Origin of the sequence: Thermosynechococcus sp. HY596 (genome assembly GCF_030518715.1) — a bacterium.
Classification (GTDB): Bacteria; Cyanobacteriota; Cyanobacteriia; order Thermosynechococcales; family Thermosynechococcaceae; genus Thermosynechococcus.
Genome location: NZ_CP130346.1, coordinates 1,747,486 through 1,760,716, shown reverse-complemented (window position 1 = coordinate 1,760,716; position 13,231 = coordinate 1,747,486). Strand labels below are relative to the sequence as shown.

Annotated in this window: 13 protein-coding genes and 1 pseudogene; 5 read left to right on the top strand and 9 right to left on the bottom strand. The window is 53.3% G+C overall.

Annotated elements, in window-relative coordinates:
* Positions 1-3: 3 nt before the first annotated feature.
* From QYC28_RS08695 to QYC28_RS08680, 4 genes are read right to left on the bottom strand one after another with little or no spacing between them, the layout of a single operon-like run.
* Positions 4-627, bottom strand: coding sequence for a type ISP restriction/modification enzyme (locus QYC28_RS08695; RefSeq protein WP_302679321.1), 624 nt, complete (start codon positions 625-627; stop codon positions 4-6).
* Between the two features lie 46 nt (positions 628-673).
* Complete coding sequence (locus QYC28_RS08690) at positions 674-1,312, bottom strand: Eco57I restriction-modification methylase domain-containing protein (protein WP_286649540.1); 639 nt, start codon at positions 1,310-1,312, stop codon at positions 674-676.
* A 28-nt stretch (positions 1,313-1,340) separates the two neighbouring features.
* A complete protein-coding gene (locus QYC28_RS08685) occupies positions 1,341-2,075 on the bottom strand; it encodes a hypothetical protein (protein WP_286649539.1) in 735 nt (244 codons plus the stop codon).
* Positions 2,008-3,552, bottom strand: coding sequence for a DEAD/DEAH box helicase family protein (locus tag QYC28_RS08680; RefSeq protein ID WP_302679320.1), 1,545 nt, complete (start codon positions 3,550-3,552; stop codon positions 2,008-2,010). The genes QYC28_RS08685 and QYC28_RS08680 overlap by 68 nt, the downstream gene beginning before the upstream one ends.
* A 125-nt stretch (positions 3,553-3,677) precedes the next feature.
* Between QYC28_RS08680 and QYC28_RS13275 the strand changes: the two are divergent.
* The 4 genes and pseudogenes from QYC28_RS13275 to QYC28_RS08665 all read left to right on the top strand — a co-directional run.
* A pseudogene (locus QYC28_RS13275) lies at positions 3,678-3,782 on the top strand (IS630 family transposase); the annotation flags it as partial.
* 102 nt (positions 3,783-3,884) lie between these two features.
* Positions 3,885-5,627 carry a M48 family metalloprotease gene (locus QYC28_RS08675; RefSeq protein WP_302679319.1) on the top strand — a complete coding sequence of 581 codons (1,743 nt, stop codon included), beginning with the start codon at positions 3,885-3,887 and terminating at the stop codon, positions 5,625-5,627.
* 24 nt (positions 5,628-5,651) lie between these two features.
* Complete coding sequence (locus tag QYC28_RS08670; RefSeq protein WP_286649536.1) at positions 5,652-7,079, top strand: YdiU family protein; 1,428 nt, start codon at positions 5,652-5,654, stop codon at positions 7,077-7,079.
* Positions 7,076-8,269 (top strand): lipid-A-disaccharide synthase-related protein, encoded by a 1,194-nt coding sequence (locus QYC28_RS08665; protein ID WP_302679318.1) that lies wholly within the window; start codon positions 7,076-7,078, stop codon positions 8,267-8,269. The genes QYC28_RS08670 and QYC28_RS08665 overlap by 4 nt, the downstream gene beginning before the upstream one ends.
* A gap of 77 nt (positions 8,270-8,346) precedes the next feature.
* Here the strand turns inward: QYC28_RS08665 and psbC are convergent, their stop codons facing one another.
* From psbC to QYC28_RS08650, 3 genes are all read right to left on the bottom strand, one after another.
* Positions 8,347-9,732 (bottom strand): photosystem II reaction center protein CP43, encoded by a 1,386-nt coding sequence (psbC, locus tag QYC28_RS08660; RefSeq protein ID WP_190278038.1) that lies wholly within the window; start codon positions 9,730-9,732, stop codon positions 8,347-8,349.
* Positions 9,716-10,774 carry a photosystem II D2 protein (photosystem q(a) protein) gene (psbD, locus tag QYC28_RS08655; RefSeq protein WP_149818344.1) on the bottom strand — a complete coding sequence of 353 codons (1,059 nt, stop codon included), beginning with the start codon at positions 10,772-10,774 and terminating at the stop codon, positions 9,716-9,718. The genes psbC and psbD overlap by 17 nt, the downstream gene beginning before the upstream one ends.
* 400 nt (positions 10,775-11,174) lie before the next feature.
* Complete coding sequence (locus QYC28_RS08650; protein ID WP_302679317.1) at positions 11,175-11,309, bottom strand: hypothetical protein; 135 nt, start codon at positions 11,307-11,309, stop codon at positions 11,175-11,177.
* Between QYC28_RS08650 and rbfA the strand changes: the two genes are divergently transcribed.
* On the top strand, positions 11,308-11,694 hold the full coding sequence (rbfA, locus tag QYC28_RS08645) for a 30S ribosome-binding factor RbfA (protein WP_286625378.1): 387 nt from the start codon (positions 11,308-11,310) through the stop codon (positions 11,692-11,694). The genes QYC28_RS08650 and rbfA overlap by 2 nt on opposite strands.
* Here the strand turns inward: rbfA and QYC28_RS08640 are convergent.
* Both QYC28_RS08640 and QYC28_RS08635 read right to left on the bottom strand, forming a co-directional pair.
* The gene (locus QYC28_RS08640) at positions 11,691-12,578 is read right to left on the bottom strand and encodes a sulfite exporter TauE/SafE family protein (protein WP_149820014.1); all 888 of its coding nucleotides are present in this window, start codon (positions 12,576-12,578) and stop codon (positions 11,691-11,693) included. The two genes, rbfA and QYC28_RS08640, sit on opposite strands and share 4 nt — an antisense overlap.
* Positions 12,579-12,681: 103 nt before the next feature.
* Positions 12,682-13,224, bottom strand: coding sequence for a rhodanese-like domain-containing protein (locus QYC28_RS08635; protein WP_302679316.1), 543 nt, complete (start codon positions 13,222-13,224; stop codon positions 12,682-12,684).
* Positions 13,225-13,231 lie beyond the last annotated feature (7 nt).

The following is a 13,231-nucleotide window of genomic DNA, read 5'->3' as shown; positions in this document are numbered from 1 at the left end:
GTCTCATTCTTTATTGGAATAGCTATAGTGATCCATCACCCACTCGATGGCAGGCTTGCCATTCACCACATAGTCATAGGCTTGAAGAGGAATCCCCGTTAGGGTGACATAACGGTTGTAAATAATCGTGGTCTTATCCACCTGCTGCCCTTTTTTGGCAAAGCGCATCTTTTCAACGCGATAGAAGGTTTTGGCATCAGTGGTCAGGGGGGCTGCCAACTCAGTGAGGGGGTAGGGGTCAATGGTTTCATAGTGGAGATGCCAGTGAGCCAACTCTCGGCCTGCCTTGCTAAAGCCCCAAAAATCTTCAACGTAGGGAATGCGCGGCAGCATCTTTTTCAGGTCATTGGCGTAGCGTTGGCGATAGTCAGGACTGTGCAAAATGCCATAAACGTAGTAGAAAATATCCTCTTTACCGATTTGGGTATCCCCGTAGGTGTCGCGAAAGACTTTGAGGATGGCATCATTGATATTCTCTTTCTGGCGATAGCCCGTTGATGTGTTGCTCTCAAATAACGATCCCTGTGGCGTGGCTTCAACTTTTTCATAGGTATAGAGGGGAAAACATTGGCTATTGGAAATTAACTCTAAGTCGGGTACTGATGCTTTTAGGGTCTGTATTGACAAAAGAAACAAAGTTTTCAAACTCTGGATTGCGAGCATTGATCCAATCTTACTGCTCATTGGGTGTAACCTCTTGCCAAGGTAGGGTTGTGTAGTCACCAAAGGTGGCAATCTTGCTTAGTTTCTCTTCCCGACTCAGATAATAGCCAATATCGTGATAGTAAATTTCATGATTGGTTTTGGCAGGATTCTTGATCAACAGGGTAATGGCAACTGTATTTGTACAACCTTGACCAAAAATTTGTCCCCCCTCTTTCTTAGCTCGCTCACCAGAAGTTTTCTGTCCTCTTAGTCCCCGCAGATTAAAGACATAGACACTGGTAAACTCATCAGCAAGACATTTGCGCAAGCCATCCATTGCATTGCTGTCAATAAAGGAGCCGTTTGTCACAAAGGCAATCACGCCTTTTTCCCCTAGACGATCCGTTGCCCAGCGAATAGCACGAATATATGAGTCATAAGGACTTCTTTTTAAAGTCGCGTTAGAAAATTTTGCATAAGTCTCAGCAATCTTTTTATCAAGTCTCTGGTATTTTAGATTTTTGTTACTATCATTTTCGCTCTTTTGCCCTGCGGAATAGGGCGGATTGCCAATGATCACGGTGATCTTTTCTTGTTTCTGCGCTAAAACGCGGCGATTGTTTTCAGGGAAGAAGGCTTCATTGAGGGTGCCCTCGTGTTCATACATTTGAAACGTATCGGTGAGGACAATGCCGTTAAAGGCCGTTAAAGGGGGCGTAGTGTCCTGTAAGGCTAGCGTAGGCGGTCTCAATGTTGATGGCCGCAATGTAGTAGGGCAGTAGCAGAATTTCGTTGGCGTGGAGTTCGCGGCTGTACTTGGTGGGCACAGCTTCGCGGGGAATCAAGCCACTCTGGAGCAACCGCACAATAAAGGTTCCCGTCCCCGTAAAAGGATCGAGGATATGCACATTCTCTGAGGCTAGACTGAGGCCAAATTCCTGCTGGAGCGCTGCATCGGCACTGCGGATGATGAAGTCCACAATTTCCACAGGGGTATAGACAATGCCCAACCGCTCTGCCATTTTCGGAAAGGCCAGCTTAAAGAATCCCTCATACAACTCAATGACAATTTTTTGCTTGCCCTGTAGGTTGTCAATGCCGCTGGCACGCAACTTGACGCTGGTATAAAAGTCCTCTAACTTGGCGGTTTCCTTGTCGAGAGCCTGCCCCTCTAGCACCGCAATCATCGTCTCCATCGCTGCCGAAACGGGGTTGTACTGGCTAAAGGCATAGTCGGCAAAGAGGGCATCAAAAACGGGTTTGGTAATGAGGTGCTGCGACAGCATCTCTATGGTGGCGGCTGCGGTAATGCTGGGGTTGATGATCTCCTGCAAACTGGCGACAAAGGCATCAAATTGGGCCCTAACGCTGGGATTTTTGGCGATGATGCCCTCCATGCGCGTGCGATGGTGATCGGCAATGATGGCCACATCCTTGGCCCAGTCCTCCCAATACTGGCGATCGCCACACTTTATGCACCACCTTGGCGTAGAGGGCTTCTTTCCACTCCTCCAGTTCTGGCCAGTGAAACGCTAACTGCACGGGTGTGAGGTCGTTGTCAATTTCTTCACTGTCTTCACGGCCACCCCCAATCCCAATCACATCAATTTGCGGGGGTCGCTGCTGATTGAGTGCCAGCTTGTTGACAATGGCATTAAAGCGATCGTCGTGCGCCCGTACGGCCTCACCAAAGCCCAAGCGGTGCAGTTCCTTGCCATAGATGGCTTCCTCATCCATCGAGCAAAGGGTGATGTTTTCTTCTAATGCCTTGCTCTTGGCGCGATCGCCATACAGGCGCGGTGTTGCCGTCATATAGAGGCGTTTCTTGCCTTGGACGTGCTCTTGACGGTGGACGCGGGTAAATTGCGATTCCTCTTGGCTAGAGAGAATCACGCCCGTGGTGCGGTGAGCCTCATCGCAGATGATCAAATCAAAGGGGGGTAGGCCAGCCTTTTGGGCGGCAGTAATGCTCTCAATCGATTGATAGGTGGAGAAAATCACCGTCATCTTGTTGGTTGCTGCTGCTGCCCCCTTGCGAATCTTCTCGCTATCGGTGGTTGCAGGAAAGGGTAGATCACTGGCTTTGAGGTCTTCGCTGTCTGTGCGCCGCCCCACCTTCACATCGGAGCAGACGGCAATGGGATGTAGGGGAATTTCTGCTTCGGCAGTCCACTCCCGCAAACTCTGAGACAGCAACGAAATCGAGGGCACCAGAAAAAGCACCCGTCCCCCTTTGCCCACCATCCGCTCAGCAATTTTCAAAGCCGTAAAGGTTTTGCCCGTGCCACAGGCCATGATCAGCTTGCCGCGATCGGCGGTTTGCAATCCTGCGATCACATTGTCAACGGCTATTTGCTGGTGGGGACGCAATTCCTTGCGGGGAAGGCGTTTGAGAGAATAGCTTCCCTTGGCATCTTGGAGCCGCTGGCTACCTGTGGGTATGGTGTCGCTAGAAAACTGCTCCCAATCAATGGGGCTATTGGCGAGGTCGTGTACCGTGAGGCGATGGACGGGGACTTTTTGATTGTCAAGAGTTTTGTTCAGATTCTCTGACCAGCGATCGATGGTAGAGACCAAGAGCCGATGACTAAATTCCGCCTTGCCCGAGGCTGCCAAAAAGGAATCCACATCACTTTTGCTGAGAGTATGCTCAGGATGGTAAAACTTGCACTGAATCGCCCAAAGCTCGCCACTGATCCGTTCTTTGGCCACCAAGTCAATGCCAATGTCGCCACTATTGCCCCGCTGCGGATACTCCCACCACAGCCACACATCGCTAAATAAATCCTGATAGTAAGGGTCAGTGCGAAAGTAAGCCTGCATCAACCGCTCAAAGCGATCGCCCAAGTGCCGTTTTGACTCTGCTGCTGCTCGAAACTCCGCCAAAATATCATTGATCGTAGCCATGAGACTTGTTGCACTGCTAATTTTTTCTATAATACAGCCCTTTTCTCAAACAGGCGATCATCTCGCCCTAGGGGCTTTCAAGGTTTGAGGCCTCTTGCCTTCAAGAATTGCAGGAGGTCACTCCTTTGAATGTGATTGAGCACGACTTCAGTGCGTTGAAGCGAGCGCGGATGTATGCAGGATCAAACAATTCTATTGATGAAGTGATTCGCAATTATTGTGCCGAATAGCGTCTCATTCTTTATTGGAATAGATATAATTCTAACGACGACCCAATTCACCCATGCCTAGTGATTAGACTATAAAGCATCAGGTGGCTTGAGGACAGTTTCATGGTGCAAGATGGGTTACGCTACTGGTCGCTGGGTATTGTCCTTCTTTTAGGGGTGGGTCTTGAACCGGTTAGAGCAGCAGAGATGTCCCTACCCCAAACGGGTGTAGCAGAGGAGGAGTTGATTGCTCTCATAAAAGAAGACCCCTTTGCCCAAGCTCGCCTGCCGCAATCTGAAGGCTCTGCTGTCGATCTATTGCCGCTGCCACCCCAGCCCTCCGCAGAAGTCGTTCCGCCTGTAGAATCCCCTGCCCCCCTACCCACGAGCACTGAGATCAAGGGTGATTCAGCAGCCCCCTCTGTGGAACCTGCACTAAGAACAACTGACAATTCGCCAGAGGCTCCAACAACAGTGGAACTGACAGCAGAGCAAGCCGCACAGGAGGCGCGTTTAGCACTTCTACGGGAGGGCGATCGCCACTGGCAATTGGGAGATACCGTCACAGCCCAAACCTATTACCAAAAGGCCAAGGCTGACCTAGATTTGCCACCGCCCCGTGTCACCCCCCCTGCCGTACTGGAAATTAGTCAACTGCCCCCCGCTGCCCAAGTCTATTGGCGAGAAGTTCAAGGGGGTTCCCAACTCTACAGTGCCCAAGCCGTGCCCCTGCGGCTGTTGGTGGAGCAATTCCCAGAGTTTATCCCCGGCCAAGTGCGCTTTGCTGAGTTTCTAGCGCAGCAGGGTTCCCTCAAAGAGGCCTATGCCCATCTCGAAAAAGCCGCCAGCCTCTATCCTGATCAACCCGATATTCAACGTAGCCTCGTCACCCTCTACGATCGCCAGCAACAGTGGCTAGAAGCGGCCCTTGCCGCCCAACGTTTTGCCCTACTGAATCCTGACCACCCCGCCACACCCGAATTTCAGCAACTAGCCGCAGAGCGAATGCAACGGTTCCGTCGTCGCCTTCAGGGACAACTGCGCGAAGGCATGATTGTCGGCGCCCTCACTGGACTGGTGGGTGTGGCACTCACGGGCAATCCCTTACTATCCTTGGACTCAATTCAAATGATGGCCTTGATGATGCAGGGAGAATCTGCCCTAGGCCGTTCAGCAGCACAGCAAATTAGCCGCCAAGTCAAGCTCCTTGAGGATCCTGAGGTTCAAGCCTATGTCAATGAAGTGGGGCAACGCCTCGCCAAAGTGGCCGGTCGCAATGAGTTTGAGTATGAGTTTTTTGTGATAAAAGATAATGATCTCAATGCCTTTGCCCTGCCAGGAGGCAAGATTTTTATCAATTCCGGTGCAATTCTCAAAGCCAATACCGAGGCAGAACTTGCTGGCTTACTGGCTCACGAAATTGCCCACGCGGTGCTCTCCCACGGTTTTCGCTTGGTCACCCAAGGCACGGCCACTGCCAACTTGACGCGGTTATTACCTGCTGGTGGCTATGTGACAGGAATTCTCGTGACTAGCTATAGTCGAGAAATGGAGCGAGAGGCGGATATTTTGGGCACACGGATTCTGGCGAGGGCAGGCTATGCCGCTGATGGCCTACTGAACCTCATGCACACCCTCAAGAAGGAATACCGTCATCAGGAGCCACCGTTACCATGGTTTTCTACCCACCCACCGACCAATGAGCGCATTCGCTATATCCGTGGTTTGATGCGCGATCGCGGGTACACCCCCTTTGCCTTTGAGGGGGTCGAACGCCATCAACAAATTCAAGCGCGCTTGCGTACCCTTGTGGATCCCCCCAATCCCAAAAAGTCCAAACGGGAAACTGCCAAGACGCCGCAATAGCTGAGTCCGCTTTGAATGTTCTGAATGTCTCGACATTGCTTTCAAAACCTTGAGTACGAACCCGCATTTCTCTCCCTAGGGGAAGAGTACTGGGACGAGGTACAGGCGGCAACCTTTCCGCAGCATATTCTGCGTTTTCGCAATGATGCCCTCTTACCCCTGATGGGTCTGAATCCCGCCAAGGTAACTGATGCTGACTTTATTGCGGCCTTTGGCCAGTTTCAGGGGCGTGAACCTTTTTTAGCAATGCGTTACCACGGCTACCAATTTGGGGAATACAATGCTCGCTTGGGGGATGGCCGAGGGTTTCTCTATGGCCAGTTTCGCGGTGTGGATGGTCAACTGTATGACCTTGGCACGAAAGGATCCGGCACCACACCCTATTCGCGGGGGGGAGATGGTCGCCTGACACTCAAAGGCGGTGTCCGTGAGGTTTTGGCCAGTGAACTGCTGCATCGCTTGGGGGTGAGCACCTTTCGCAGTCTCAGCTTGGTGGAAACGGGAGAATCCCTCTGGCGAGGGGATGAGCCATCGCCGACGCGATCGAGTGTCTTAGTGCGCCTTGGCCGTTCCCATATTCGCTTTGGTACCTTTGAGCGGCTCCACTATCTGCGGCGACCGGACTTGATTCGACGGTTGCTCGACCACGTCATTGACTACTACTACCCCCACTTGCTAGAGATCCCAAACCCCAAGGAACGGGATTGTGCCTTTTATCGTGAGCTAGTGGCACGCACAGCGGATCTGGCGGCGCAGTGGTTGGTGGCGGGGTTTTGCCACGGTGTTTTGAACACCGATAATATGGCCATTACGGGCGAGAGCTTCGACTATGGTCCCTATGTCTTTTTGGAGCACTATGATTTGGGGTTTACAGCCGCCTACTTTGACTACTATGGCCGCTACGCCTACGGCAATCAACCAGCAATTTGTGCTTGGAATTTGGAGAAGCTGCAAATCCCTCTGTCTTCAGTAATGCCCCTTGAGGAAATGCAAGCTGCCCTAAAGACCTTTGGCGATCGCTGCCAAACCACCTACTTGAAACTCATGCTCAAGCGCCTCGGTTGGGCAGATCTTCCTCTAGAAATTGGCCGTCCCTTAGTGGCAGAGACCCAAGCTTTTCTCAGCCGCAGCACCATCAGTTATCCCCAATTCTTTGTCAGCCTGCGGCAAGAATTCTCCCCTGAGTGGGCTGTAGATCCCAGTCATATCTTTCGTAACAGCTCAACCCTCACGCCAGCAGATCAGAAATTGCTAGAGGCTTGGAAAAGAACCTATTTTGAGCTACTTCAGCAAGCCACGCCGTTACAACAAGCCGCACTTCCCCAAACCCTAGCGGCTGCCAATCCCCTTGTTATCCTGACTCGTCCGCAGATTGAACACATTTGGCAGGCCATTGATCAGGCGGATGATTGGTCACGATTTACTACAGCCCTTGAGTTGATGCAGGCATGAAGCGACTCCTTTGCCTGAGTAATGGCCACGGTGAGGACGCGATCGCCAGCTCGATTTTGCAGGCCTTGCGGCAGCGGTGCCCACACTTAGACCTAATGGCGTTGCCCTTGGTGGGCTTAGGGTCTGCCTATACGCGGCTGGGAATTCCTGTATTGCAACCCGGAAAAATACTCCCCTCTGGGGGCTTTATCTACATGGATCTGCAACAGCTATGGCGGGATCTTAGAGCAGGGCTGCTGGGACTGTTGGGGGCGCAGGTTCGTGCTATTCAGCGTTGGCAGCGATTCTCAGTAGGGCATCTCTTAGCGGTGGGGGATATTGTGCCTCTACTGCTGGCCTATGGCACAGGGGGAACCTATAGTTTTATCGGCACTGCTAAGTCTGACTATTACCTATATGACCCGACGGGGCGTCCCTATCGTTGGGGCATGGGCTGGGCGGGGAGTGACTACCTGCCTTGGGAACGATGGTTGTGGCGATCGCCCCGCTGTCGAGGCATTTTTGTCCGTGATGAGTTAACCGCTAAAGGGTTGCGGCAATTCGGTTACACGGTTCACTACTGTGGCAATCCCATGATGGACTTAGTGATGCCACCCCCTGAGCGATCGCCTTTTACGACTAGAACCATTGTGCTACTGCCGGGGTCTCGTGCCCCTGAGGCCTACCGCAATTGGCAGCAGATCCTACGGGTACTGGCGCCCTATGCCGATCAGCCGCTGACCTGTCTTGCCGCTGTCAGTCCCAGCCTTGATTTACGGATGCTTGAGCAAAGCCTTGAGGGTTGGCAACCCATCGCCAGTGCATTACCCCAGACCAGCGCATGGCAGTTGGGTCAGCAACAACTGATTTTAAGTTCACATCACTTTCGTGAATTTCTGCATTGGGCCGAAGGGGGCATTGCCCTCGCCGGCACAGCCACAGAGCAGTGTGTGGGCTTAGGGAAACCCGTGATCACCTTTGCGGGTGCAGGCCCCCAGTTTACCCGTGAGTTTGCTAGTCGCCAAAAACGCCTTCTCGGAGACTCGATTTTCCTACTCGATGATCCTCAAGGAGCCATCCCGACCCTTTGGCAGATTTGGGAAGATGCGACTTTACTTGCGCGAATTGCCGCCAATGGCAAAGAACGCATGGGCGACCCCGGAGCGAGCGATCGCATTGCTGAGCAACTGTTAAAAATACTCGGCAATTGAGTCCTGCTAAAAAAAAGACCCCCATCCGTAGATGGGAGCCAAGAAGGATTGAGTTTAGTTAGATGAAGTCAGTGACTCTAATCAAGGCTCGGCATCGAGAGTACGGGTTCAGACTCACGGTCAATCCCCTTCTCGAAACCAGCCGCCGCGGCACGGGCACGACCCGCATGCCACAGGTGACCCACTAGGAAGAAGAAGGCCAAGACAAAGTGGGACGTAGCCAGCCAAGAGCGGGGTGACACGAAGTTCACCGAGTTGATTTCCGTGGCCACACCACCCACGGAGTTCAAAGAACCCAGAGGTGCATGGGTCATGTACTCAGCGGCACGACGCTCTTGCCAAGGCTGAATGTCATTTTTGATCTTGTTGAGGTCAAGACCATTGGGACCGCGCAACGGCTCCAACCAAGGACCACGGAAATCCCAGAAGCGCATTGTTTCACCACCGAAGATGATTTCACCCGTGGGAGAGCGCATCAGGTATTTACCAAGACCGGTGGGGCCTTGAGCCGAACCGACGTTCGCACCCAATTTTTGGTCACGGATCAAGAAGGTCATTGCCTGAGCCTGAGAGGCCTCTGGACCCGTAGGACCATAGAATTCACTGGGATAGACCGTGTTGTTGAACCAGACAAAGCAGGTGGCAATGAAGCCCATCATGGACAGGGCGCCCAAGCTATAGGACAGATAGGCTTCCCCAGACCAGATAAAGGCACGGCGTGCCCAACCAAAGGGCGTCGTCAGAATGTGCCAGATACCACCAGCAATGCAGATCAAACCGATCCAAATGTGACCACCGACAACGTCCTCAAGATTGTTGACGCTGACGATCCAGCCCTCACCGCCAAAGGGAGACTTCAGCAGGTAGCCAAAGATCACCGTGGGGTCAAGGGTGGGGTTGGTAATGACGCGGACATCGCCACCGCCGGGTGCCCAAGTGTCATAGAGGCCACCAAAGAACATGGCTTTGGCCACCAACAGCAGGGCACCAATACCGAGGACGATCAGGTGGAAACCGAGGATCGTCGTCATTTTGTTTTTATCTTTCCAGTCGTAGCCAAAGAAGGAGGAGTATTCCTCAAGGGTTTCAGGGCCACGAATGGCATGGTAAACCCCACCAAAGCCGAGAACAGCAGAGGAAATCAGGTGCACCACCCCGACCACAAAGAAGGGGAAGGTGTCCACGACTTCACCCCCAGGGCCAACGCCCCAACCAAGGGTGGCAATGTGGGGAATGAGGATCAGCCCTTGCTCGTACATTGGCTTCTCAGGAATGAAGTGAGCCAACTCGAACAGGGTCATGGCACCGGCCCAGAAAACGATCAGGCCAGCGTGGGCGACGTGAGCACCCAAGAGTTTGCCGGAGAGATTAATCAGACGAGCATTACCGGCCCACCACGCGAAACCGGAGGATTCTTGGTCGCGATTGGTGGCAAAAATCGAGTTACTAGAGAGCGTTACCACGGGGGAGTACCTCTTCTGGGAAGACAAAGTTTTCATGGGGTTGGTCTTGGGGCGCCATCCAAGCGCGGATGCCCTCGTTCAAGAGCAGGTTCTTCGTGTAGAACGTCTCAAACTCAGGGTCTTCCGCGGCCCGAATCTCCTGGGAAATAAAGTCGTAAGACCGCAGGTTCAACGCCAGACCCACCACGCCAATCGCACTCATCCACAGCCCCGTTACGGGCACAAACAACATGAAAAAGTGCAACCAGCGCTTGTTCGAGAAGGCAATCCCAAAAATTTGGCTCCAGAACCGGTTCGCCGTCACCATCGAGTAGGTCTCTTCCGATTGGGTGGGGCTAAAGGCACGGAAAGTGCTGGCGCCTTCGCCATCTTGGAAGAGGGTGTTCTCCACTGTGGCACCGTGGATGGCACACAACAGGGCACCGCCGAGCACACCGGCCACCCCCATCATGTGGAAGGGGTTCAAAGTCCAGTTGTGGAACCCTTGGAAGAACAGCAGGAAGCGGAAGATGGCAGCCACCCCAAAGCTGGGGGCAAAGAACCAACTGGATTGCCCCAAGGGGTAGATCAAAAAGACGCTGACAAAGACGGCAATGGGGGCACTGAAGGCAATGGCGTTGTAGGGACGGATGCCCACCAAGCGAGCAATTTCAAATTGCCGCAGCATGAAGCCAATGAGGCCAAAGGCGCCGTGGAGGGCGATAAAGGTCCACAGACCACCGAGTTGGCACCAGCGGGTGAAGTCCCCTTGGGCTTCGGGACCCCAAAGGAGAAGAAGGGAGTGCCCCATGCTGTTGGCGGGGGTGGAAACGGCAACGGTGAGGAAGTTGCAGCCTTCGAGGTAGCTGGAGGCGAGGCCGTGGGTGTACCAAGAGGTCACAAAGGTGGTACCGGTCAGCCAGCCCCCGAGGGCAAGGTAGGCGCAGGGAAACAGCAGGATGCCTGACCAGCCGACAAAGACAAATCTGTCACGCTTGAGCCAGTCGTCGAGGATGTCAAACCATCCCCGTTCTGCTGGCGCTCGTCCAATTGCGATCGTCATGGAATTAAATCCTCTTGCAGATATAGATGCCAGATTTAGAACCTTACAGTTGCTGGTAGGGCGTGATCGGCTCTCTAAAACTTAGGAGCGATCGCTCCAGCATCCTGTTAATTTGGCTTCATAAATAAGAAACCCATCCCTCGCTAACGCTTGAGCTAGTAGGTGGTTTTACCTAGTTGCTGTTGGCGTTCACCAAGGGTAGGTTAAGCTTCCCATCAGCATTTGCTGCGGGAGAACTATATTAACGTGATAGCGGAATTCTTACGAAATATCAAGGTGATTGTTGCCTAGTTTCTCAGCTTTCTCATTTTTGAGCAGGGGTCGCAATCTAGCAAGAGAGCAGGAAATTCAGTCCTCAACTTGCAGAGAACGTCAGCAAGAAATGTTAACTTTTGTAACACTACTGCCAGCGGTTGCTGCCATAAAAGTCTTGAGCGATCGCCCGCCAACCAGAAACAGAGCGATAGCTGTCTTGATAAGATAGGAGAGTTGCAGGATAGTCTTTGCCAACAACCGAGAAAAGGAGGCCCGCCATGGCGACCGAACGACGGGTGGCACGGGTAGCAGAATTAATCAAACGGGAAGTAAGCCAGTTGTTAATGTATGAAATCCGCGATGAGCGCGTGGGGGCGGGCATGGTCAGTGTCACCGATGTGGAAGTTTCCGGTGATTTGCAGCACGCCAAGATCTTCGTCAGTATCTACAGCACCGACGAGGTACGCCGCTCAACGATGGCTGGATTGAAGGCGGCTTCAGGCTTTGTGCGACGGGAATTGGGGCAACGCATTCGCCTGCGGCGGACACCGGAGGTCGTCTTTATTGAGGATCGATCGCTGGAACGGGGCAGTCGCGTTCTTTCGCTACTCAATCAAATTGGGCAACAGCAGAGTGCTGCAGAGACTCCTGAAACAGAGTCTTAGGTGCGGCTTGGTCTTGCGGGAACCGATGCAGTAAGGTAGTGCCTCGGCGGTAGGGAGGAACTTTTGCTGCGCTGGGGAGGTGCCAGTAGGGTTTTCAGGATCACAAAGGCCGCAATGCCAATTAAGAAGTAACCAAAGCCCTGCTGAAGTCGCTTGGCAGAAATGCGGTGACTGAGATAGCTACCGATAACAGAACCACCCGCAGAGGCTAAGGTGAGGGTCAGGGTCAAGCGTGGATCCAAACTCACTGTGCCCAGATAGCCCCAAACCGCAGCCACGGAATTGGCGGCAATAATCAACAGGGAGGTGCCGATCGCCTGCCGCATTGGAATTTTGCCCAATAAAACAAGGGCAGGCACAATGGCAAATCCCCCACCCACTCCCACCAACCCCGTCAGAATACCCACACCAATGCCTTCGGTGGGTAGCCACAGCCAACAGTACTTACAGACTGGGGGGGCATAAAGCTGGCTTTCAAGGGAACTTTCCGGCGGGGTGAGTTCAGGGGCAGGGGGACGCTGTTGCCGCCGAATCATTAAAATAGCCGCCACCATCATGGCAACGGCAAAGAGTAAGAGTTGCACCGTATCGGTAATCCAAGGCAAGGCTGCCAGTCGCGCCCCGAGATAGGCACCCATCATGGTTGCGGAACCAAAAATCAGTGCTAGACGCAAATTAACGTAGCCGCGCCGCCACTGGGGAATCACTGCCAGTAAACTGACGCTGCCGACAATCACAAGCGTCATCGGGATCGCGACCTTGGTTTCAATGCCCATGACATAGACCAGCACTGGCAGGGCAAGGACAGAACCACCGCCCCCCAATAGACCCAGACTCAAGCCGATGGCGATCGCCAGACCATGCCCTATCCAGTAGCTCAGCATGGGTTACAGCCCTTTTCACTAAGATTTATCACGCTCACCACTTTGCAAGCTAGCGTAGGAGAGGATCTCATCTCTCTGTTTTTCATGCTTCAGAAAAGGGCTGTTATTTCACCTGTGGGCGATTGAAGGGCAGCAGCGCCAACAGCCGCGCTAGGGTACAGACTCCTGTGACACCGGCAAAGACCAAGCCAGCACCGACAAAACCTGCTAGGAAGAAGAACCCCGGATGAACGGCAAAGCCGAGAATCACCCCGCTGAGAATCAGACTGCCGGCAACAATTTGCACCTGCCGCATCAGACTAATGGGGGCACCAACTGCACCCGTGATCGGATAGCCCCCCTGTTTCCAGCGTTGAATGCCCCCTTCAAGGTTTTTCAGGTTTGCGAACCCCCGCTGGGCAAGGATTTCGCAGGCCATGCGCGATCGCCGGCCAGATTCACAGTAGAGCACCACCGGGGTGTCAGAATTACAGGGGGGTTCAAGTTCCTTCACATTGGCCAAAGGACAGAGCAGCGCTCCCGGAATGTGGGCATTGTTGTATTCGCTTGGCTCCCGCACATCAATGAGCAGTACCTGCTGGCGTTGCAGGGCATCGTGCAGTTCAGCTGCAGAAATGAGGGGGGACTCAGTCGTTGTTGTGGTCATGGTCGTT